This is a genomic window from Streptomyces pseudovenezuelae (assembly GCF_001513955.1).
Taxonomy (GTDB): Bacteria; Actinomycetota; Actinomycetes; order Streptomycetales; family Streptomycetaceae; genus Streptomyces; species Streptomyces pseudovenezuelae.
The window spans coordinates 52,089-71,102 of sequence record NZ_KQ948155.1 but is presented as its reverse complement, the minus strand read 5'-3'; the positions used below and the strand labels follow the sequence as shown (position 1 = coordinate 71,102).

Annotated in this window: 21 protein-coding genes and 1 riboswitch; of the genes, 8 read left to right on the top strand and 13 right to left on the bottom strand. The window is 70.4% G+C overall.

Annotated elements, in window-relative coordinates:
- Nucleotides 1–5: 5 nt before the first annotated feature.
- The 4 genes from AQI94_RS40700 to AQI94_RS40685 all read right to left on the bottom strand — a co-directional run bounded on the left by AQI94_RS40700 (nucleotide 6) and on the right by AQI94_RS40685 (nucleotide 2,683).
- Nucleotides 6–599 carry a Uma2 family endonuclease gene (locus tag AQI94_RS40700; protein ID WP_031056263.1) on the bottom strand — a complete coding sequence of 198 codons (594 nt, stop codon included), beginning with the start codon at nucleotides 597–599 and terminating at the stop codon, nucleotides 6–8.
- Nucleotides 600–648: 49 nt separating this feature from the next.
- Nucleotides 649–1,428 (bottom strand): helix-turn-helix domain-containing protein, encoded by a 780-nt coding sequence (locus AQI94_RS40695; RefSeq protein WP_037944987.1) that lies wholly within the window; start codon nucleotides 1,426–1,428, stop codon nucleotides 649–651.
- A gap of 309 nt (nucleotides 1,429–1,737) precedes the next feature.
- Nucleotides 1,738–1,944, bottom strand: a complete 207-nt coding sequence (locus AQI94_RS46700) for a helix-turn-helix domain-containing protein (RefSeq protein WP_031056259.1) — start codon at nucleotides 1,942–1,944, stop codon at nucleotides 1,738–1,740.
- Between the two features lie 163 nt (nucleotides 1,945–2,107).
- A complete protein-coding gene (locus tag AQI94_RS40685) occupies nucleotides 2,108–2,683 on the bottom strand; it encodes a TerD family protein (RefSeq protein WP_031056255.1) in 576 nt (191 codons plus the stop codon).
- Nucleotides 2,684–2,845: 162 nt separating this feature from the next.
- Between AQI94_RS40685 and arfB the strand changes: the two genes are divergently transcribed.
- Entirely contained in the window at nucleotides 2,846–3,274 is a 429-nt protein-coding gene (arfB, locus tag AQI94_RS40680; RefSeq protein ID WP_031056252.1) for an alternative ribosome rescue aminoacyl-tRNA hydrolase ArfB, read from the top strand.
- A gap of 62 nt (nucleotides 3,275–3,336) precedes the next feature.
- On the opposite strand, the gene AQI94_RS44880 is transcribed toward arfB, so the two are convergent.
- The 3 genes from AQI94_RS44880 to AQI94_RS40670 form a co-directional block, all read right to left on the bottom strand.
- Complete coding sequence (locus AQI94_RS44880) at nucleotides 3,337–3,495, bottom strand: hypothetical protein (protein ID WP_158806397.1); 159 nt, start codon at nucleotides 3,493–3,495, stop codon at nucleotides 3,337–3,339.
- A 68-nt stretch (nucleotides 3,496–3,563) separates the two neighbouring features.
- Nucleotides 3,564–4,034, bottom strand: a complete 471-nt coding sequence (locus AQI94_RS40675; protein ID WP_031056249.1) for a GNAT family N-acetyltransferase — start codon at nucleotides 4,032–4,034, stop codon at nucleotides 3,564–3,566.
- Nucleotides 4,035–4,076: 42 nt separating this feature from the next.
- Complete coding sequence (locus AQI94_RS40670; RefSeq protein WP_107064322.1) at nucleotides 4,077–4,622, bottom strand: flavin reductase family protein; 546 nt, start codon at nucleotides 4,620–4,622, stop codon at nucleotides 4,077–4,079.
- A gap of 369 nt (nucleotides 4,623–4,991) precedes the next feature.
- Here AQI94_RS40670 and cdgB point away from each other — a divergent pair, with 369 nt between their 5' ends.
- Together cdgB and AQI94_RS40660 are read left to right on the top strand one after the other, a co-directional pair.
- Nucleotides 4,992–6,647, top strand: a complete 1,656-nt coding sequence (gene cdgB / locus AQI94_RS40665; protein ID WP_031056244.1) for a diguanylate cyclase CdgB — start codon at nucleotides 4,992–4,994, stop codon at nucleotides 6,645–6,647.
- A gap of 121 nt (nucleotides 6,648–6,768) precedes the next feature.
- A complete protein-coding gene (locus AQI94_RS40660) occupies nucleotides 6,769–7,719 on the top strand; it encodes a carbohydrate-binding protein (RefSeq protein WP_031056241.1) in 951 nt (316 codons plus the stop codon).
- Between the two features lie 3 nt (nucleotides 7,720–7,722).
- Here the strand turns inward: AQI94_RS40660 and AQI94_RS40655 are convergent, their stop codons facing one another.
- The 3 genes from AQI94_RS40655 to AQI94_RS40645 form a co-directional block, all read right to left on the bottom strand.
- On the bottom strand, nucleotides 7,723–8,652 hold the full coding sequence (locus AQI94_RS40655) for a 1-phosphofructokinase family hexose kinase (RefSeq protein ID WP_031056239.1): 930 nt from the start codon (nucleotides 8,650–8,652) through the stop codon (nucleotides 7,723–7,725).
- Nucleotides 8,653–8,730: 78 nt separating this feature from the next.
- Nucleotides 8,731–9,942 (bottom strand): N-acetylglucosamine-6-phosphate deacetylase, encoded by a 1,212-nt coding sequence (gene nagA, locus AQI94_RS40650; protein ID WP_225890406.1) that lies wholly within the window; start codon nucleotides 9,940–9,942, stop codon nucleotides 8,731–8,733.
- Nucleotides 9,942–10,886: an ROK family protein gene (locus AQI94_RS40645; protein ID WP_062230324.1), complete on the bottom strand. Its 945-nt coding sequence runs from the start codon at nucleotides 10,884–10,886 to the stop codon at nucleotides 9,942–9,944. The genes nagA and AQI94_RS40645 overlap by 1 nt, the downstream gene beginning before the upstream one ends.
- 76 nt (nucleotides 10,887–10,962) lie before the next feature.
- Here AQI94_RS40645 and AQI94_RS40640 point away from each other — a divergent pair, with 76 nt between their 5' ends.
- Together AQI94_RS40640 and AQI94_RS40635 are read left to right on the top strand one after the other, a co-directional pair.
- Complete coding sequence (locus AQI94_RS40640) at nucleotides 10,963–12,264, top strand: extracellular solute-binding protein (protein WP_455712805.1); 1,302 nt, start codon at nucleotides 10,963–10,965, stop codon at nucleotides 12,262–12,264.
- A gap of 33 nt (nucleotides 12,265–12,297) precedes the next feature.
- Nucleotides 12,298–12,531: a DUF3263 domain-containing protein gene (locus tag AQI94_RS40635; protein ID WP_031050809.1), complete on the top strand. Its 234-nt coding sequence runs from the start codon at nucleotides 12,298–12,300 to the stop codon at nucleotides 12,529–12,531.
- Nucleotides 12,532–12,535: 4 nt separating this feature from the next.
- Here AQI94_RS40635 and otsB read toward each other — a convergent pair whose 3' ends face one another.
- The 3 genes from otsB to AQI94_RS40620 all read right to left on the bottom strand — a co-directional run bounded on the left by otsB (nucleotide 12,536) and on the right by AQI94_RS40620 (nucleotide 15,767).
- Nucleotides 12,536–13,357, bottom strand: coding sequence for a trehalose-phosphatase (gene otsB, locus AQI94_RS40630; RefSeq protein ID WP_031050808.1), 822 nt, complete (start codon nucleotides 13,355–13,357; stop codon nucleotides 12,536–12,538).
- Between the two features lie 2 nt (nucleotides 13,358–13,359).
- Nucleotides 13,360–14,754 (bottom strand): alpha,alpha-trehalose-phosphate synthase (UDP-forming), encoded by a 1,395-nt coding sequence (locus AQI94_RS40625; protein WP_031050805.1) that lies wholly within the window; start codon nucleotides 14,752–14,754, stop codon nucleotides 13,360–13,362.
- A 68-nt stretch (nucleotides 14,755–14,822) separates the two neighbouring features.
- On the bottom strand, nucleotides 14,823–15,767 hold the full coding sequence (locus AQI94_RS40620; RefSeq protein WP_031050802.1) for a glucosyl-3-phosphoglycerate synthase: 945 nt from the start codon (nucleotides 15,765–15,767) through the stop codon (nucleotides 14,823–14,825).
- 148 nt (nucleotides 15,768–15,915) lie between these two features.
- A riboswitch (SAM riboswitch) is annotated at nucleotides 15,916–16,074 on the top strand.
- 17 nt (nucleotides 16,075–16,091) lie between these two features.
- Between AQI94_RS40620 and thrC the strand changes: the two genes are divergently transcribed.
- From thrC to AQI94_RS40605, 3 genes are all read left to right on the top strand, one after another.
- Nucleotides 16,092–17,375 carry a threonine synthase gene (gene thrC / locus AQI94_RS40615; RefSeq protein ID WP_031050798.1) on the top strand — a complete coding sequence of 428 codons (1,284 nt, stop codon included), beginning with the start codon at nucleotides 16,092–16,094 and terminating at the stop codon, nucleotides 17,373–17,375.
- Nucleotides 17,372–17,647 (top strand): MoaD/ThiS family protein, encoded by a 276-nt coding sequence (locus AQI94_RS40610; protein WP_031050795.1) that lies wholly within the window; start codon nucleotides 17,372–17,374, stop codon nucleotides 17,645–17,647. The genes thrC and AQI94_RS40610 overlap by 4 nt, the downstream gene beginning before the upstream one ends.
- Nucleotides 17,648–18,090: 443 nt before the next feature.
- On the top strand, nucleotides 18,091–18,297 hold the full coding sequence (locus tag AQI94_RS40605; RefSeq protein ID WP_007382895.1) for a cold-shock protein: 207 nt from the start codon (nucleotides 18,091–18,093) through the stop codon (nucleotides 18,295–18,297).
- The last annotated feature ends 717 nt before the right edge of the window (nucleotides 18,298–19,014 follow it).

Below are 19,014 nucleotides of genomic sequence, written 5' to 3'. Positions count from 1 at the left end.
GGTGTCTAGTCCCTGTAGCGCGGCAGGCCGTCCGTCGAGATGGTCCAGTCGGCGATGGTGACGTCCTCGCCGTAGACGAAGTCCTTGCGGGAGGCGTAGCGGGGGCCCTCGGGGGTGGGGTGGATGTCGGTGAGGACGGCGCCGGTGCCTGTGCGGGGGTCGAAGATCGCGTAGACGGGGATACCGATCAGGGGGTAGTCGCGCATTTTGCCGACCCAGTCGTTGTCGGGGTTGGAGCGGGAGACCACCTCGATGGCGGCGACGAGAGTATGGGGATCGATCGAGCCCTCGACGTTCAAGTCGTCCCACGCGATCACCATGACGTCAGGGTGACGGGTGATTCCCTCCGGTGCGTTCTCCACGTCCGGTGTGCCGTTGTGGGCCAGCAACTCGTCCGGCATGACCCTCTCCAGACGGCGGCTGACGTGGGCCGCCGTCGCTTCGTGGGGCCCCCCGGGCGACATCATGTCGTGGACGATTCCCTCCTTGGTGATCTCGAATTTGCCCGGGAGGTTGTCGTCCATGGACTGAACGACGTCTCGCATGGCTCGGTAGACGTGGGAAGCGCTCTGCTGCGCGTCGTCCGGGGCGATGGTCATGGCGCTCGCTCCTCGTCTGTGCCCAGGGGCCAGGATCGTCACGTCCATGCTAGGCGGCCTCCCGGATGTCGCCTCGGCAGTCGCGGCAGCGGCCCGGCGCGGGAGCGCGGTACGGGGGCGTAGGAGGGAGCCGGTCGGTCAGGCGGTGGGCCAGGAGGGCGGCCGGGCGACGCAGGTCCTCCGGGGGCAGGTCCGCGATGAGGGCGTGGCGTACGGCGGTGGGGGTGACCTCGCGTTCCAGCCAGGCGGCGACGCCGGGAGCGAGATGTTCGGCGTCGGTGGCCGACAGGAGCAGGCGGGGATCGTGGCGGCGGAGGGTGACGAGGACCTCGGTGGCGATGCGGAGGAGCTGCGGAGCCGGGTGGCCGGGCCGGGGGACCGGCGGGAGTCTTCTGCGGGGCTGGTCCGGGGTGGGGCGCCGGGCGGGTTTCCTGGGCCGGCCCGGCTCGGCGTCACGTCGGCCGGGCTGGTTGCAGGACGTCGTACGGGTGATGACACGGCCGCCCGGGACGCGTACGCGTTCGCGGCGCAGGTAGCCGTGGGTCTCCAGTTCGCGCAGGGCGGCGGCGATACGTGTCGTGCCCTCGGGGAAGCGGGCGGCGAGGGTCCGGATGTCGGCGCGGGCCCCGGCGGGCAGGGACTGGAGGTACAGAGCCAGCCCTCTCGCGACGAGCGACAGCTCCGGGTGCTGGGCGAGGTGGTTGCCGATGACCGTGAAGCGGGTCGTGTGCCGGGTGTTCTCATGAACGAGGCCACCCGCGTGGGGGTGGTTTTTGTCCGCGGTACGGGACTGGGCGCGTGAGGGCGCGCTAGGGTTTTGCGTGTCCATCGGGAAGGGGCTTTCTTCCTTGGTGGTCAGGCCCTCGCATTGGGATGCCAGTCCCGGCGAGGGCCGTTGCATGTCTGCGGTTGTGTTGCGCCGACTGTAGGGCAGGCAACCGGGGCGAAATCCAGCTGAGTTGGTGATGTTCACCCGCCCGGGTGAGCTGCGCCGCGAGGCGGGAGGAAAGGTGGGGCTTGGTCTGGGTTCTTTCTCCCCAGGGTTCTTTGGGAAAGACCGCCCCCACCACCGACGTACGCGTTTCCGGGTGCCGGTGAGAGGTCGATCTCCGCCCACACCGTCTCCAGTGGACGCGTCTCAGCTAGGGCTGCGGCCGCGAACCGTGTCGCGGAAGGCGATCGGGGTCTGGCCGGTGCGCTGGTGGAAGTACTTGTTGAAGTGGGTGGGGCTGGAGAAGCCGAGACGGTCGGCGACGGCTCGGCGTTCTACGACCTGATGTTCAACCGGTGCCGCCCCGCAGAGGCCATCCACCAGTACGCCGGAGACACCTGCATCCAGCACCATCCGAGGCCTCGGCCCGACTCGGCGTCCGGTGCGGGGAGTTCGGTGTGCGGCAGAGGCCCGCGTCCGGCCTTCACCCCCGCCGCCTGGACCGCCTTCGTGTCACAGACGTGAGCCCCCGGTCGGTATGACCAGGGGCTCATGTTCAGCTCGGCGCAGCGGGACGTCAGACGTTCACGCCGAAGTCCGTGGCGATGCCGACCAGGCCGGACGCGTAGCCCTGGCCCACCGCGCGGAACTTCCACTCCGCGCCGTTGCGGTACAGCTCGCCGAAGACCATCGCCGTCTCGGTGGCCGCGTCCTCGGAGAGGTCGTAGCGGGCGATCTCGGTGCCGCCGGCCTGGTTGACGATGCGGATGTAGGCGTTGCGGACCTGGCCGAAGTTCTGCGAGCGGTTCTCCGCGTCGTAGATCGAGACCGGGAAGACGATCTTGTCGATGTCGGCCGGGAGGCCGGCCAGGTTGACGTTGATCGCCTCGTCGTCGCCCGCGCCCTCGCCGGTGCGGTTGTCACCGGTGTGGACGATGGTCTGGTCCGGGGTCTGCTTGTTGTTGAAGAAGACGAAGTGGGCGTCGGAGTAGACCTTGCCCTGGGTGTTGACCGCGATCGCGGAGGCGTCGAGGTCGAAGTCCGTGCCGGTGGTCGTGCGGACGTCCCAGCCGAGGCCCACGGTGACGGCGGTCAGGCCCGGAGCCTCCTTGGTGAGCGAGACGTTGCCACCCTTGGACAGGCTTACAGCCATGGTTGGGAGTCCTTCCCTCGTTATGTACGGCAGTACGGGCATGAAGCTACAGCTACCCGTATGAACGCCGCGAGGGGTGTCCAAGGTTCCCCCGCGTTTTACTTTCTTTACCAAGCGATATTCGGGTGACGTGGACCGGACAGAGCCGGGAACATGGACCCCATGTCCGGTCCTCACGTCATCCGCGGCTCTGTCTCCCTCCCGGAGGCCGAGCTCATGTGGCGTTTCTCGCGCTCCTCCGGCCCCGGCGGCCAGCACGTCAACACCAGTGACTCCCAGGTGGAGCTGCGCTTCGACCTGGCCCGCACCGAGGCCCTGCCCGAGGTGTGGAAGCAGCGGGCGCTCGCCAAGCTGGCCGGACGGCTCGTCGACGGGGTCGTCACCGTCCGCTCCTCCGAGCACCGCTCGCAGTGGCGCAACCGCGAGACCGCGGCCGTACGCCTCGCGGCCCTTCTCGCCGAGGCCACGGCGCCGCCGCCGAAGCCGCGGCGGGCGACCCGGATTCCTCGTGGGATCAACGAGCGGCGGCTGCGGGAGAAGAAGCAGCGGTCGGACACGAAGCGGGGGCGGTCGGGGCGGGACTGGGGGTAACGCCCCCAGGCCGTCGGTCGGGTGCGGCGCCGTCGTGGCTTGTCGCGCAGTTCCCCGCGCCCCTATGGGGGCGCGTCACATTTCTCCCATGCGCCGAGCAGGACGTCCTGCTCGCCTTCGTCCTCCACGACCTCCTCGCCGTCCCGTACGACGAGATCGCCGGTGTCGCGCTGCTGCGGGAGGGCCGGGTGGAGCGGACCCTCGCGTTCACGTTCGTACACGACCGGATCGCCGTGATCGACATCACCACGGACCCGGCGCGGGTGGCGCGGACGGACGTCACGCTCCTCTAGACGAGCTCCAGGACTCCCACCGTCTCCTGCCCGCTCAGCTCCCCAGTGCGGCGGAAACCGAGCCTGAGGTAGAACTCCGCCGGGCCGTCCGGCCCCTCGTGCCAGGTGACGTACAACTCCTTCGTGCCCCTCCGGCGCAGCTGGGCGGCGACGGACTCGACGGCGAAACGGCCGTAGCCCCTGCCCTGGGCGTCGGCCGCGATGGTGAGCCGCCACAGGCCGGAGCGGCGCAGGGTGCCGCCGTCGGCGCGCCAGTCGATGTCGAGGAAGGCCATCAGGAAACCGACCGTGCGGTCACCGTCGACGATCAGGCGGGGCCAGGCGACGCCCGGGGGGTGGACGTACGCCTCGGCGAGGGACTGCATCACGGGGGAGACGGCGAATTCCTGCTCGGGCCGGACGCGTATGCCGGTCGCCGTTTCGAAATTCCCGGGTGTGACCTCTTCGAGGCGGGGTGCGAATGCCATCCGGGGACCTTAGGACGAGCCGGCGGCACACCGCCACGGAATTCATCCCAACTGCCGGTACCTGCCGCGGAAATACGTCAGCGGGCCGCCGTCCGCGCTCGGCACGGCGGCCGTCAGGACGCGCCCGATCACCAGCGTGTGGTCGCCGGCCTCCACGCGCTGCTCGGTGCGGCACTCCAGGGTGGCGAGGGCGCCGCCGACCAGAACGGCGCCGGTGGCCGTGCCGCGGACGTAGGGGATGTCCTCGAACAGGAGGCGGTCGCTGATGCGGCCCTTCATGGCGAAACGGCCGGCGATGTGGCGCTGGCTCTCGGACAGGACGGACACCGCCCACAGCGGCTGCTCGTCGAGCAGGTCGTCCATGCGGGCGCCCGTACGCAGGCTGACCAGCACCAGAGGCGGATCAAGGGAGACGGACAGGAACGCCGTCGCCGTCATGCCGACGTCCTCGCCCTTGGGGCCCTCGGCGTCGAGCGGAGGCTCGAACGCGGTCACCAGGACCACGCCCGCGGCCAGCCGGGACATGGCGGCGCGGAACTCGTCGTTGCTCACCCCCACAGCATGCCCGGAAGCGGGCGGAGGGATCATCGGCGTGGTGGTGGCAGCAGTGTTCGGCACGCCGGAAACGCTAGTGTCACCTCCGGGCGGTCCGCATCGGGCCTTCGTCCGAGGCCGGACCTAGGTCTACCGGCGGAGATGCGCACGGTGTTCACAAACACCCAAAGTTTGCGTTCAGTAAACGCACAGGGAAAACGCAGAAACCCCACTCAATTGTTCATCTTTCGCTGTGACTTGAGTCACAAGGGGCGCCAATTGTTGACCCTGTGTACCGAGTGGGCAGCGCGCTGTGATTCAGTGGCGGGAAGTACCGACGAAGCCGCACCAACGAAACCGCACTGAAAGATACGCCGAAGAGAACCCTTGATTCGCTGCGAGGTCTCGGGGGGAGGGCGAGCAATGGAGAGCGAGTCGGAGCCGTACGTCCGTCTTGCGTCCCTGCGACAGCTGCACCAGGTCATGGCCGACATGAACACGGCCCGCAGCCTGGCCGACACACTGCAGACCGTCGCGAACGGCGTGGTCACCGCACTCGGCTACGAACTGGCGTGCGTCAATCTCGTGCGCCCCGACGGGGACCTCGTGGTCGCCGCCTTCTCGGGCAACCAGGCCGCCGAAGCGCTGATCACCGGCCGGGTGGGCTCACGCGAGTCCTGGGAGCGCCGGTTGAGCATGGGGGAGACCTGGGGCGACCTGGTCTTCATCCCGCACACCGAGGGCTGGATCCTCGACGACGACGACGTCCCGCAGTGGTACACCGACGGCCCGGCGCCCCGCTTCGAGGACGAGTGGCACCCCTCCGACCGGCTGTTCGCGCCGATGTACACACCGGGCGTGCCGGGCGGCCAGTGCGGCGAGCTGATCGGCGTCCTGTCCGTGGACCGGCCGCGCAACGGCCGCAGGCCGGGGGCGTGGGGCCGCGAGGCGCTGCAGATGTACACCTTCCAGGCCGCCATCGCGATCAGCAACGCGCGTCTGCGCGCGAACATGCAGCGCGCTCTGGTCCGGCTCGAAAGGGAACAGCAGGCCCTCCGGGCCAGTGAAGAGAGCTTTCGGCAGGCCTTCGAGTACGCCCCCTCCGGCATGGCCATCGCCGAGATGGGCGGCGACCAGCACGGCCGCATCCTGCGCACCAACGACGCCCTGTGCCGCCTCCTCGGCCGCCCCGCGTCCGCGATGCGCCGCTACGCCTTCTCCGACCTCGTCCACCCCGAGGACATAGGCACCCTGCTGCGCACCTCGGCGGAGGGCGGACGGGCCGAGCTCCGCCTCGGGCGCCGGGACGGCACGTACCTCTGGGTCTCCCTGCGCAACTCGGTGGTCGCCGACGCCGCCGACGGGCCGCGCTTCCTGCTCACCCACGTCGAGGACATCGAGGAGCGCAAGCGCCGCGAGCTCCAGCTCGCCCACCGCGCCTCCCACGACTCCCTGACCGGGCTGCCGAACTCCGCCGAGCTGCGCTCGCGGCTGTCCTCCCGGCTGTGCCAGCGCCCCACCCACACCGGCGCCCTGGAGCCCGTCGACGCCGCCTTCGGCCACCCGGCCTTCGACGCGGGCGGCCACGGCTTCGACTTCCGGCAGGGCGGCGCCGAGGCGATCGGCGCCTTCGACCACCATGTGCACACCGTCGCCCCCGAGGGGGAGCGCGACGACGGCACCAAGGGGCTCGCGGTGCTCTTCTGCGACCTCGACGGCTTCAAGTCGATCAACGACAGGTTCGGGCACAACGCGGGTGACGCGGTGCTCATCGAGGTCGCCCGGCGGCTGTCGCAGTGCGTGCGCGACGGTGACACCGTGGCCCGGCTCGGCGGCGACGAGTTCGTGATCCTCGCCGACGGCCTCGGCAAGGCCGACGCGGCGGACCTCGCGGTGCGTCTGCGCAACGAGATCATCCAGCCCATCCGGGCCGAGGGACGGGCCGTCCGGGTCGGTGCCAGCTTCGGCATCGGCTGGGCGCACTGCGGTATGACCGCGGACGAAGTGTTGAAGTCCGCCGACGAGCGGATGTACGTCGAGAAACGATCTCGTCCCAAACAACACAGACGCGCGGGCTGAGCCCCAGGTCAGCGAGCTGATGCGATCCGAGTCACCCGTTTGGGCCATCAGGAGCGGGTAGGCTCGCCATTCTGACTGCACGTATCGCATCCGATCCGCACCTGTTGAGGAGTACCAAGGGATGACGTCCGGCAACAACGGCGCGAGCACGCCCGAGGACGAAGACCCGTTCGGCTACCTCTACGCCGACGGCCAGGCCAACGGGGCCCAGCCGCCCTCCGGCGGCGGCTACGGCTACGGCTATCCGAACTCCGTCAACCGGACACGCTCGGTGGGCCAGCGGCAGTACGGCCAGCAGCAGGCACCGGCCGCGCCGAACGGCCCGTACGGCCAGGTCCCGCAGCAGCAGGCCCAGGGCGGCTACGGCCAGCCCAGCGCCCACTATCAGGCCCCCGAGACCCTCCCGGGCGGGGCCCCCACCAGCCAGCAGCCCATGCCGGGCTACAGCGGTGGCGGCGGCCGCAGCGGCGGTCCCAACACCAAGGGTCTGCTGATCGGCGCGATCGCGGTGGTCGCCGCGGTGGTCATCGGCATCGGAATCGCGATGGCCGGCGGCGACGACCAGAAGGACGACAAGGGCAACGAGGCGGCGACGACCCCGACCACGTCCCAGAGCGCGGAGCCGAGCCCGTCGGCATCGGCGTCGGAGGCGGCCGACCTTCCGAAGGCCGACGTCAAGACGATGCGGCTGGAGGGCGGCACCGGCGTCGCGTCCGACGTGAAGGGTGCCAAGTCCGACGGGGGCGTGTACGTCCAGGGCTTCAACCAGGTCGGCGCCTCGGTCACCTGGACGGTCAACGGCATCAAGAAGGCCGGCGTCTACCGGGTGTACGTCCGCTACGGCCTTCCCGCCGAGGACGCCAACGCGACGGTGACGGTCAACGGGAAACCCTCCTCCCGGCCGCTGAACATGAAGAACTTCGGTGGGCTCCCCGCGAACGAGTGGCAGGAGACCTGGGCACAGGTCTCCCTGACCAAAGGCACCAACACGATCCAGCTGTCCTGCCAGCAGGGCAACCAGTGCAACGCCCTGCTCGACCAGTTCTCCCTCACGGAGAACGTCGACCAGTAGAAGTCAGGCCGCGCTGGCCTCCCCGGTCACCGTCACCCGGGGTACCCACTCCTCGTAGATGTCGCGGTCGAACTCGCCGGCCACCGGGGAGAGTACGGTCGCCGCCGACAGGGCGACCGCGCGGGACAGGCGGTCCGGCCAGGGGAGTTGTTCCGCCAGGGCCGACAGCAGTCCCGCCACCACCGAGTCACCGGCGCCCGTCGGGTTGCCGTGGACCGCGGTGGGCGGGATGGCGCGCCAGCGGCCCTCCGGTGTTGTCGCGAGGAGGCCCTCCTTGCCCAGGGAGGCGACGACGGCGAGGGCGCCCCGGCGTCGGGCGTCCTGGGTGGCGCGCAGCGGCTCGTGGGAGCCGGTCAGTTCGGCCAGTTCGTCGGTGTTCGGCTTGAGGATGTCGGGGCGGGCGGCGACCCCGCGGCGCAGCGCCTCACCGCTGGTGTCGAGGAGGACCGGCACCCCGGCCGCCTTCGCCGTGCGGATCAAGCCCGCGTACGCCCCCACCGGCACCCCCGGCGGCAGACTCCCGCACAGGGCCACCGCCGAGACGGACGGCACGAGATCCTCGTACGCCTCCTGGAAGGCCGACCACTCCGCGGGCGTCACCGTCGGACCCGGCTCGTTGAGCTGGGTGGTGTCGCCGGACCGTTCGTCCATGACCGCGATCGTGCGCCGGGTCGGGCCGCTGACCGGGACGAGCGCGTCCACCAGGCCGGGGACGGCGGTGAGCCGGTCCTGGACCGTGCGGCCCGTGTCTCCGCCCGTGAAGCCGGTGACCGTCACCTCGTGGCCGAGCGCCGCCAGCACCCGGGCCACGTTCAGGCCCTTGCCGCCGGGGCGTTCGGTGACCTCACCGACCCGGTGACTGGTGTGCGGCCGCAGCGACCGTACGCGATAGGTGATGTCGAGAGCGGTGTTCAGCGTGACCGTGAGGATCACCTGGGCCGACCTCCCCCGGAAGACAGAATGTGCCCGTCCAGTCTCCCAGGATGCCACCGGGCCCAACAGCGGGACACATCAGCCCAGTTGGGGATCGACCACCCATTCGCCCCGGCGCATGACGCCCTTGAGGTCGAATTGATGGTCGAGCAGGACCAGGTCGGCGTCCTTGCCGGGCTCCAGCGAACCGATGCGGTCGGACATGCCCAGCAGCCGGGCCGGGTTGGCGGAGATCGCCGCGACCACGTCCTGCACCGGGATCCGGTCGACGGTCACCGCCCGCTTGAAGGCGCGGTCCAGGGTGAGGGTCGAGCCGGCGATCGAGCCGCCCTCCACGAGCCGGGCGACTCCCTCGCTGACCTCCACCTCCAGGGGGCCGAGCAGATAACGCCCGTCGCCGAAGCCGGCCGCGTCCATGGCGTCCGTGATGAAGGCGACCCGGGCTGCTCCCGCGTGGTGGAACGCCAGTCGCAGCGCGGCCGGGTGCAGGTGCGTGCCGTCGTCGATCAGCTCGACCGTGATCCGCTCGTCCTCCAGGAGGGCGGCGATGGGGCCGGGAGTGCGGTGGCCGAGGGGCGGCATCGCGTTGTAGAGGTGCGTGGCCACGGTCGCGCCCGCGTCGATGGCCTCGACGGTCTGCTCGTACGTCGCGTCCGTGTGGCCGACCGCCGCGATGACGCCGTGCTCGGCGAGGAGGCGTACCGAGTCGATGCCACCGGGGAGTTCGGTGGCGAGGGTGAGCATGCGCGCCTGCCCGCGCGCCGCGTCGATCAGCTTGCGGACCTCCGCCGGGTCGGGATCCCGCAGCAGCGCCTCCGCGTGCGCGCCCTTGCGGCAGGGGGAGATGAACGGGCCCTCGAAGTGGACGCCGGCGATGTCGCCCTGCTCGGCGAGCTCGCTCAGCAGGCCGGCTCGCTGGGCGAGGAAGTCCATGTCGCCGGTGACGGTGGAGGCGACGAGGGTGGTGGTGCCGTGGTTCCGGTGGGTGCGGATGCCCTTGAGCACGTCGTCGACGGTGCCCGAGGTGAAGGAGGCGCCGCCGCCGCCGTGGTTGTGGAGGTCGACGAAACCTGGGACCAGCCAATGGCCGGTTACGTCGATGAACTGGGCGTTCTCCGGGGCGGCGCCGATGATTCGGGTGCCGTCGACGATCACTCGGCCGTTTTCGACGGTTCCCGTGGGGAGGACGACCGTCGCGCCGGACAGGACGAGGGGCGCGGGGCCCGTCGCGGGGTGCGGGTTCGTCGTGGCTGGTCGCGCAGTTCCCCGCGCCCCTGAGGGGGATGTCATCAGGGCGTTACCTCCGAACTGTCCGTCGTGTCGAGGAGATCCCAGGCCAGCAGGCCCGCGCCCAGGCAACCCGCCGTGTCGCCCAGGGCTGCTGGGACGATGGTCGGCGGCTTCTGGAAGGTGATGCGCCGCCGGACCGCGTCCCGCAGCGGTGTGAACAAGGTTTCCCCCGCCTCCGCCAGGCCGCCACCGATGATCAGGGTGCGCGGGTCCAGGAGGGTGAGGGCGGTGACCAGCCCGTCGGCCAGGGCGTCCACCGCGTGGTGCCAGACCTCCCGGGCCCGTGGGTCCTCGGCCTCGACCGCCTTGGCGCAGTCCGCGGCGTCCGCCTCCGGGTTCCCGGTGACCGAGGCCCAGGCCTCGCTGACGGCCGCCGCGGAGGCATACCGCTCCAGGCAGCCCCGCTGGCCGCAGGGACAGGGCTTGCCGCCCGGACGTACGGCGATGTGGCCGATCTCGCCCGCGAATCCGTGGGCGCCCGCCTCCACCCGGCCCGCGATGCCGATCGCGCCCGCGATGCCGGTGCCGAGGGCGACGAAGAAGAAGCGGTCGGTGCCCTGGCCGGCCCCGATGCGGCCCTCGGCGAGGCCGCCGGTGCGGACGTCGTGGCCGAGGGCGACCGGGACGCCGTCGAGGCGGGCGGCGAGCAGTTCGCGCAGGGGGACGTCCCGCCAGCCCAGGTTGGCGGCGTAGGCCGCGATGCCCCGGTCCTCGTCGACGATGCCGGGGACGGCGACGCCGGCCGCGGCCGCGGGGGCGCCGAGCTGCTCGGTGCCGTACGCGCGCAGCTCGGCGGCGAAGTCGAGGATGCCGTCGACGACCGCGTCCGGTCCGCGCTCGCGGCCGGTGGCCCGGCGGGCCCGGTGCAGGAGTTCGCCCCCCGCGCCGACCAAGGCCGCCTTCATCCCGGTGCCGCCCACGTCGAGGGCGATGACATGTCTCACGGGGGACAGTGTGACCCGTTGACCCACAAGAGGTCTAGTCCACTCACGTGGTGTAGACCTTAGGTCCAAGATATGTATGACTTTTCGAAAGCTTTCGAACGTGAGTGTGGGGCGGTTGTCGGTGCGGCGGCGTAGGACGGGAACGATCGCGGCGGTGTCCGCACTGGGTATGACGGCGGTCCTCGGCGGCTGCGGCCTGGGCGGAGGACCGGACGAGGTGACGCTGAAGCTGGTCGCCGCCGACTACGGCGACAGCTCGGCCAACAGCTCCCGGAAGTACTGGGACAAGCTGGTCAAGGAGTACGAGGCCGCGCACTCCGGTGTGAAGGTCGACGTCAGCGTGTACAACTGGACCGACGTCGACCGCAAGGTCAAGGAACTGGTCGACGCGGGGAAGGCGCCCGACATGGCGCAGATCGGCGCCTACGCCGACTACGCGGACAAGGGACTGCTGTACAAGGCCGACGAGCTGATCGGGATCCGGGAGCAGGCCGACTTCGTCTCCCAGCTCGGCTCCGCGGGACGGATCAACGGCATGCAGTACGGCATGCCGTTCGCCGCGTCGACCCGGCTGCTCTTCTACAACAAGACCCTCTTCGCCGACGCCGGGCTCACCCCGCCGACCACGTGGAAGCAGTTGGCCGCCGACGCCAGGGCGCTCAGGGCGGACGGGGTGAAGTACCCGTACGCGCTGCCGCTCGGCCCCGAGGAGGCACAGGCCGAGACCATGCAGTGGCTGCTGAGCGGGGGCGGCGGGTACGTCGACGACACCGGCACGTACGGCATCGACTCCGAGGAGAACGTCGCGACGCTGACCTGGCTCAAGGACGACCTCGTCGGCAAGGGGCTGACCGGCCCGGTCGCGCCCGAGAACCTGAACCGGGCCGCCGCGTTCTCGGCGTTCGCCGCCGGCGACGTCGGGATGCTCAACGGCCACCCCTCGCTGATGAAGATCGCCGCCGAGAAGGGCGTGAAGTTCGGGATGGTGCCCATGCCCGGCGCCGACGGACCGACCAGGAACTCCATGGGCGTCGCCGACTGGATGATGGCCTTCAGGCAGAACGGGCACGCCGAACAGGTGGGCGACTTCCTCGACTTCGTCTACAGCGAGAAGAACGTCCTCGCGTTCTCCCGGGAGTACGACCTGCTGCCGGTGACCAACTCCGCGTCCGAGGCCATGAGCGGGTCCTCCCGGGACGCCGACCTCAAGCCCTTCCTCGGCGCACTGCCCTCCGCGGAGCTGCCCCCGGTGGGCAAGACGTCCTGGGCCTCGGTCAGCGCGGCCGTGAAGAAGCGGATCGGCTCCGCGGTGAGCTCCGACGGCGACCCCGGCGAGGTGCTGCGCGCGCTGCAGCTGACCGCGCAGAACGCGGAGTAGTCGCTGTCAGTGGCGGCCGTTACGGTTCAGGGCATGGAGCACGCGGAACTCGACCGCCGGGAACAGGACGTCCTCGCGCTGGAGCGCCGCTCCTTCGCGGGGCCCGGCGCGAAGGAGCGGGCCATCCGCGAGGAACTGGGCCTCGCACCGGTCCGCTACTACCAGCTCCTCAACGCCCTGCTGGACGATCAGCGGGCGCTGGCCTTCGACCCGGTGACGGTGAACCGGCTGCGCAGAGTGCGGGAGGCCCGGCGGGCGGAGCGCTGAGGGGTCAGCCGAGTCGTTCCGCCAGGGCCCGCAGCAGGCCCACCACACCGGCCGGGCCGTCCACCACCAGGTCGGCCCGCTTGCGCAGTTCCGTCACCTCGTCGCTGCCGCTGCACACCAGGAGACCGGGGGTGCCGGCGGCGCGGAGGTCGTCGACCGCGGAGAAGGCGGGCAGGTCGCCCAGGTCGTCGCCGGCGAACAGCACGGACCGGGCGGAGACCTCGCGGGCGTGCTTCTGCAGGGCCACCCCCTTGTCCATGCCGGGCGGGCGCAGCTCCAGGACCAGCCGGCCCGGTTCCACGATCAGGCCGTTGCGGGCGGCCAGGTCGGCGAGGGGCCCCTGCAGGGCCTCGAAGGCGGACTGGGGGTCGTCGGCCCTGCGGGTGTGGACGGCCACCGCCCGGCCGCCCTTCTCCTCCAGCCATGCCCCGGTCCCGGCCAGGAGCTCCGGCAGCTCGGCACGGACCGCCGCGACTCCCGGGTGCGGGGCGGGGGCGGTGACCTCGCCCGTCGCCGCGTCCCAGCGCTCCGCCCCGTAGTGGCCGAGCACGGTCAGGTGCTCCAGGCCCGGGACCCGCGCGAAACCGCCGTTGCGGACCGCGACCGCGGCCGGGCGGCCGGTGATCACCGCCACGGACGCCACCTTCGGCGCGAGCGCCGCGAGCGCCGGCACCGCCTCGGGGTGGGCGAAGGCCTGCTCCGGGTCCGCCACGATCGGTGCCAGCGTCCCGTCGAAGTCGAGGCCGATCACCGCGCGGCGCGGCTCCGCGAGGAGTGCGCGCAGGCCCTCCTGGCCGGCGGGGGTGGTGGGCGTCGGAAGGTTCATGCTCACCCGTTCAGCGCTTTCAGTGCGTTCAGCTGCTCCAGGAACCACTGGGCCGGCGGGAGTGCCGTCGCCGCCGCGGCGAGCCGCTTCGCGCGTTCGGCCCGCTCGTGGGGCGGCATCGTCAGGGCCTCGTGCAGGGCCGCCGCCGTCTGCTCCACGTCGTACGGGTTCACCACGATCGCGTCGTCCTTCAGCTCCTCGTGCGCCCCGGCCTCCCGCGACAGCACCAGCGCGCACCCCTCGTCGGAGACCACCGGCACCTCCTTCGCGACCAGGTTCATGCCGTCCCGGATGGGGTTGACCAGCGCCACGTCGGCCAGCCGGTACGCGGCGAGGGAGCGCGCGAAGTCGTCCTCCAGATTCAGCAGGACCGGCGTCCAGCCGGGGGTGCCGAAGGTGTCGTTGATCTCCTCCGCCACGCGCCGCACCTCGGCCGTGTAGTCCCGGTACACCGCCAGGTCCTGCCGCGAGGGATACGCGAACGCCACGTGCACGACCCGCTCCCGCCACTCGGGCCGCGACTCCAGCAGCCGCCGGTAGGCGACCAGCCCGCGGACGATGTTCTTGGACAGCTCGGTGCGGTCGACGCGGACGACGGTCCTGCGGCCCTCACCGATCTCCTCGCGCAGGGAGACGATCCGCTCCTCGACGTCCGCCTGGTGGGAGCGCTCGCGCAGGAAGTCCGCGTCCGCGCCCAGGCCGTGCACCCCGATCCGGGTCTCGCCGAGCCCGTCCGCGAGCTCCGTGGCGCAGGCCGTGAACGCGTCCGCCCAGCGGCGGGTGAGGAAGCCGAGCCGGTCGGCGCCCAGCATGCCCCGCAGCAGCTGGGACGCGATGTCGTCCGGCAGCATCCGGAAGTAGTCCACCGGCGCCCACGGCGTGTGCGAGAAGTGGGCGATGCGCAGGTCGGGGCGGAGCTCGCGGAGCATCCCCGGCACCAGGCACAGGTGGTAGTCCTGCACCAGGACCGCCGCCCCCTGGGCCGCCTCCTCGGCGAGCGCCTCGGCGAAGGCGCGGTTGTACGTCTCGTACGACGCCCACTGGCGCCGGAACTCCGCGTCGAAGGACGGCTCCAGCGGGGTCTGGTAGAGGAGGTGGTGGACGAACCAGAGGACCGAGTTCGCGATGCCGTTGTACGCGTCCGCGTGCACGTCGGCCGGGATCGCGAGCATGCGGACGCCGTCCTCGCCGACCCCCTGCCGCACCGCCTCGCGGTCACCGTCGGACAGCGCCGAGCACACCCACAGCGCGCCCGCCTCCGGACCGATCGCCGAAAGGCCCGAGACCAGTCCGCCGCCACCCCGTTTGGGTGTCAGCGAACCGTCCTCCTGGACCTCGTACGAGACCGGGCCGCGGTTGGACGCGACCAGCACCTGGGCGTTGTGCGATGAAGCCATGCCTCGAAACCTAGCCCGGTGTCCAACCGCTCAAACGTTCCCTTGGGAGCGCTCCGGAAGGGGCGCTCCTACGCAGCCCTTCTTTTCATGTACTCCGGGATCTCCGTCATCGGCGGCCGCTCCTCCGTGTCCACGGAGTACGTCCGCGGCTCGAAGCCGTCCCGGCCCCGCTCGAACTGGGTGAGGGCGGGCCGGATCATGTGACCGCGGGCCAGCCGGAGCTGGGCGGTACGGTAGATCGCGGCGGACATCCGGCCCAGGGCCTGTCCGTCCTGGTGGCGGTGCTTGCGCACGCCGACGTCGACCTGGGCGAGGGCGTCCAGGCCCACCAGGTGCAGGGCGTCGACCAGCATGCCCAGCTCGACGCCGTAGCCGACGGGGAACGGCAGCTGCTCCAGCAGCGAGCGCCGGGCCGCGTACTCGCCGCCCAGCGGCTGCACGAAACCGGCCAGCTGCGGCCAGTGCATGTTCAGCAGCGGGCGCGCCATGAGCTCGGTGACCCGGCCGCCCTGCCCGGCGGCGCCGCCCAGGGGACGGTCGTACATGCCCTTGACCAGGTCGACCTCGGGGTCGGTGAGCAGCGGTCCGACGATGCCGGCGACGAAGTCCGAGGAGAACTCCTTCAGGTCGGCGTCGATGAAGCAGACGATGTCCCCGCTGGTGACGAGCAGGGAGCGCCACAGGACCTCGCCCTTGCCGGGCACGGCCGGTATGCGCGGGAGGATGTCGTCGCGGTGGACGACCCGCGCCCCGGCCGCGGTGGCGACCTCCGAGGTGCGGTCGGTCGATCCCGAGTCGACGACGACGATCTCGTCGACGAGCGGGACCTGCTGCATGAGGTCATGACGGATCACGGCGACGATGTCACCGACCGTCTCCTCCTCGTTGAGCGCGGGCAGGACGACACTGACGGTCCGACCCGTGCTCCGCTTCGCGGCCATGATCCGGTGGAGCGGGCGATCGGTCGCGGACCAGGACCGGGTGGCCAGCCAGCGCTCGACTTCGTTCAGCACAGTGCGCGGCTCCTCTGCGTGTGATCTGCGTGTGATCCATCTCGCCGTTCGGACGACTATCTCAACTGTCCTGGCCTTCGGTTACAGTCTTGAACAACGCGGGTGACCATCGCATGTCCTGGGTGGCCCGCCGTTCACAACTTCATACCGCTCATCCAGAGGGGCAGAGGGATACGGCCCGATGAAGCCCCGGCAACCCTCCAGTCGGTTCTCGTAGCGATCGATGACGATCGTCTCCGCGAGGCTCCCGGCTCGGGAAGGTGCCAAATCCGTCTCACGGCGAGATGCGTCGTGAGGAAGATGAGGAGAAAGGGCCTCGCCTCCATGGCTGCGCAGACAGTTGCAAGCACCACGAACTCCGTCGATCTGGGTCCCGCCGCGGCGCTGAGCTGCCGCGAATGCGGTCACCGCGTCCCGCTCGGCCCGGTCTTCGCCTGCGAGGAGTGTTTCGGCCCGCTCGAGATCGCCTACGACTTCTCGGCGTACGACACTGAGGAGCTCCGCAAGCAGATCGAGGCGGGACCCGCGAACATCTGGCGCTACGCCCCGCTGCTGCCCGTCCCCGCGGACGTGGCGGACAAGCCCAACATCAACCCCGGCTGGACCAAGCTCGTCAAGGCCGACAACCTCGCCCGCGAGCTGGGCGTCGACGCCGGGAAGCTGTTCGTCAAGGACGACTCCGGCAACCCGACGCACTCCTTCAAGGACCGCGTCGTCGCCCAGGCCATCGAGGCCGCCCGCGTCTTCGGTTTCACCACCCTCTCCTGCTCCTCCACCGGCAACCTGGCCGGTGCGGTGGGCGCCGCCGCTGCCCGGGCCGGCTTCCGTTCCTGCGTGTTCATCCCGCACGACCTGGAGCAGGGCAAGGTCGTCATGGCCGCGATCTACGGCGGCGAGCTCGTCGGCATCGAGGGCAACTACGACGACGTGAACCGCTTCTGCTCCGAGCTGATCGGCGACCCGGCCGGCGAGGGCTGGGGCTTCGTCAACGTCAACCTGCGGCCGTACTACGCGGAGGGGTCCAAGACCCTGGCGTACGAGATCTGCGAGCAGCTGGGCTGGCAGCTTCCCGACCAGCTGGTCGTGCCGATCGCCTCCGGCTCGCAGCTCACGAAGATCGACAAGGGTCTGCAGGAGCTGATCAAGCTCGGGCTCGTCGAGGACAAGCCGTACAAGATCTTCGGTGCGCAGGCCGAGGGGTGCTCGCCGGTGTCGGTGGCGTACAAGGCGGGCCACGACGTGGTCCGGCCGCAGAAGCCGAACACCATCGCCAAGTCGCTGGCGATCGGCAACCCGGCGGACGGGCCGTACGTGCTGGACATCGCGCGTCGTACCGGCGGTGCCGTGGAGGACGTGAACGACGAGCAGGTAGTCGACGCGATCAAGCTGCTGGCGCGTACCGAGGGCATCTTCGCGGAGACCGCGGGTGGCGTGACCGTGGGTGTGACCCGCAAGCTGATCGAGAACGGCGTCCTCGACCCGACGAAGACCACGGTGGTGCTGAACACCGGCGACGGTCTCAAGACCCTGGACGCGGTGGCCGGTACCGGGCTCACCGCCACGATTCGTCCGAACCTGGACTCTTTCCGAGAGGCTGGCCTCGCATGAGCGTCAACGTCCGCATCCCCACCATCCTGCGCACCTACACCGGCGGCCAGGCCGAGGTGCAGGCCGAGGGCGGGACCCTCGCCGAGGTCATCGCGGATCTGGAGAAGAACCACACCGGGATCGCCGCGCGGGTTCTCGACGACCAGGGCAAGCTGCGGCGGTTCGTGAACGTGTACGTGAACGACGACGATGTGCGGTTCGAGCAGGGGCTGGAGACGGTGACGCCCGACGGGGCCGGAGTCTCCATCATCCCGGCGGTCGCCGGCGGGTGACCGTATGACTGGTCATTACCTTCGGTAACAGTAATTACCGAGTGTTCATCTGATTGCCCTCTCCGCGAGAGAAGCGGAGGGGGCAATTCTCTATGGTTGAGCACGGTACAGTTGGGGAACCTGCTGCTTCCCGCATGCCGGACGCATATGAGTTCTGACTTCGGATGCGACGAGAAGTAGCCAAAGTGTGTGGGTTCTTTGTGGCTTATGCTCCTTTTATGGGGCCCGACTTGCCCCGAATTCGGGCGAATTCTCACTACATTCCGGACCCCTTCCGTCCAGAATTCTCGTCCGATTGACCTGTTGCAGACGGCAGTTGGACAGATACATTCAGCCGCGGTCGACGCGTTCCGGCGCACGCCCCCAACCATGTGGGGGGTGAGGTCTGACCCGGATCCATGAAGTGTGGATCCGTGCAAGGGCCAGTAATAGGGGAGTTAGGCATGGCTCAGGGCACCGTCAAGTGGTTCAACGCGGAGAAGGGGTACGGCTTCATCGCGGTCGACGGTGGTGCGGATGTATTCGTCCACTACAGCGCGATTCAGATGGACGGCTACCGCACCCTTGAAGAGGGCCAGCGGGTCGAGTTCGAGATCTCGCAGGGTCAGAAGGGGCCGCAGGCGGACATGGTTCGTCTCGCGACTGGCTGAAGCACGCGCCGGGTAACAACAGCGTCGTTCTTCGTTCTTCTTCGAAGGGCTCGTACCCCATGGGGAGTCATGGGTACGGGCCCTTCGGCATGTGCTTGTGCGGGTCCGGTGGGGGCGGGCGTTTTTGCGCAGTTCCCCGCGCCCCTGGAGGGGCGGGTGGGTGGTGGGGTCGGGGCCGGGGCGGGGGGTATCCGTCCTCGGTCCGGCGGCTCGGCCCCTTGAGAAGTGCCCTGTAACGGACGCCGGCCGCTGCGGGCGGACACCCCCCACCCCGTCCCCTGCACGCCGTACCCGGCCAACGGTCCGTCGTGGTGCCGGCGACTGCACCCCCCCAGGGGCGCGGGGAACTGCGCGACCAGCCACGACGCACCTGTACCCGCAACACGACCGCACCCGGCACAGTCCATAGCGGCGCCGGTGGCTGTAGCTCCGTAGGGGCGCGGGGAACTGCGCGACCAGCCCCCACCGGCCCGCACCCGCCCGCCGTGCGCGGCTGCGCGAGCGTCCGCATGGCTCTTCCAGGGGCGCGGGGAACTGCGCGCTCCCCACCCCGGTATTCGGGAGGCGCTTGCACTCGACCATGCCGAGTGCTAATCATTGGCGTTAGCACTCTGAAGGTGAGAGTGACAAAGATGGACCGGGTCGGTGAGGCCCGCAGGCCTTGTGGGGCAAGGATCCACAGGCCGGCGAGCCGTCCGTCGCGGGCGCGGGCGCGGT

What these genes read in the sequence shown, in the direction of transcription:
- AQI94_RS40640 (WP_455712805.1), top strand. Translation starts at nt 10,963, where the DNA reads ATGACTTTTCGAAAGCTTTCGAACGTGAGTGTGGGGCGGTTGTCGGTG.
- AQI94_RS40675 (WP_031056249.1), bottom strand. Translation starts at nt 4,034, where the DNA reads ATGGCATTCGCACCCCGCCTCGAAGAGGTCACACCCGGGAATTTCGAA.
- AQI94_RS40660 (WP_031056241.1), top strand. Translation starts at nt 6,769, where the DNA reads ATGACGTCCGGCAACAACGGCGCGAGCACGCCCGAGGACGAAGACCCG.
- thrC (WP_031050798.1), top strand. Translation starts at nt 16,092, where the DNA reads ATGGCTGCGCAGACAGTTGCAAGCACCACGAACTCCGTCGATCTGGGT.
- arfB (WP_031056252.1), top strand. Translation starts at nt 2,846, where the DNA reads ATGTCCGGTCCTCACGTCATCCGCGGCTCTGTCTCCCTCCCGGAGGCC.
- AQI94_RS40610 (WP_031050795.1), top strand. Translation starts at nt 17,372, where the DNA reads ATGAGCGTCAACGTCCGCATCCCCACCATCCTGCGCACCTACACCGGC.
- AQI94_RS40685 (WP_031056255.1), bottom strand. Translation starts at nt 2,683, where the DNA reads ATGGCTGTAAGCCTGTCCAAGGGTGGCAACGTCTCGCTCACCAAGGAG.
- cdgB (WP_031056244.1), top strand. Translation starts at nt 4,992, where the DNA reads ATGGAGAGCGAGTCGGAGCCGTACGTCCGTCTTGCGTCCCTGCGACAG.
- AQI94_RS40695 (WP_037944987.1), bottom strand. Translation starts at nt 1,428, where the DNA reads ATGGACACGCAAAACCCTAGCGCGCCCTCACGCGCCCAGTCCCGTACC.
- AQI94_RS40670 (WP_107064322.1), bottom strand. Translation starts at nt 4,622, where the DNA reads ATGATCCCTCCGCCCGCTTCCGGGCATGCTGTGGGGGTGAGCAACGAC.
- AQI94_RS40625 (WP_031050805.1), bottom strand. Translation starts at nt 14,754, where the DNA reads ATGGCTTCATCGCACAACGCCCAGGTGCTGGTCGCGTCCAACCGCGGC.
- AQI94_RS46700 (WP_031056259.1), bottom strand. Translation starts at nt 1,944, where the DNA reads ATGGTGCTGGATGCAGGTGTCTCCGGCGTACTGGTGGATGGCCTCTGC.
- AQI94_RS40700 (WP_031056263.1), bottom strand. Translation starts at nt 599, where the DNA reads ATGACCATCGCCCCGGACGACGCGCAGCAGAGCGCTTCCCACGTCTAC.
- AQI94_RS40635 (WP_031050809.1), top strand. Translation starts at nt 12,298, where the DNA reads ATGGAGCACGCGGAACTCGACCGCCGGGAACAGGACGTCCTCGCGCTG.
- AQI94_RS40605 (WP_007382895.1), top strand. Translation starts at nt 18,091, where the DNA reads ATGGCTCAGGGCACCGTCAAGTGGTTCAACGCGGAGAAGGGGTACGGC.
- nagA (WP_225890406.1), bottom strand. Translation starts at nt 9,942, where the DNA reads ATGACATCCCCCTCAGGGGCGCGGGGAACTGCGCGACCAGCCACGACG.
- otsB (WP_031050808.1), bottom strand. Translation starts at nt 13,357, where the DNA reads ATGAACCTTCCGACGCCCACCACCCCCGCCGGCCAGGAGGGCCTGCGC.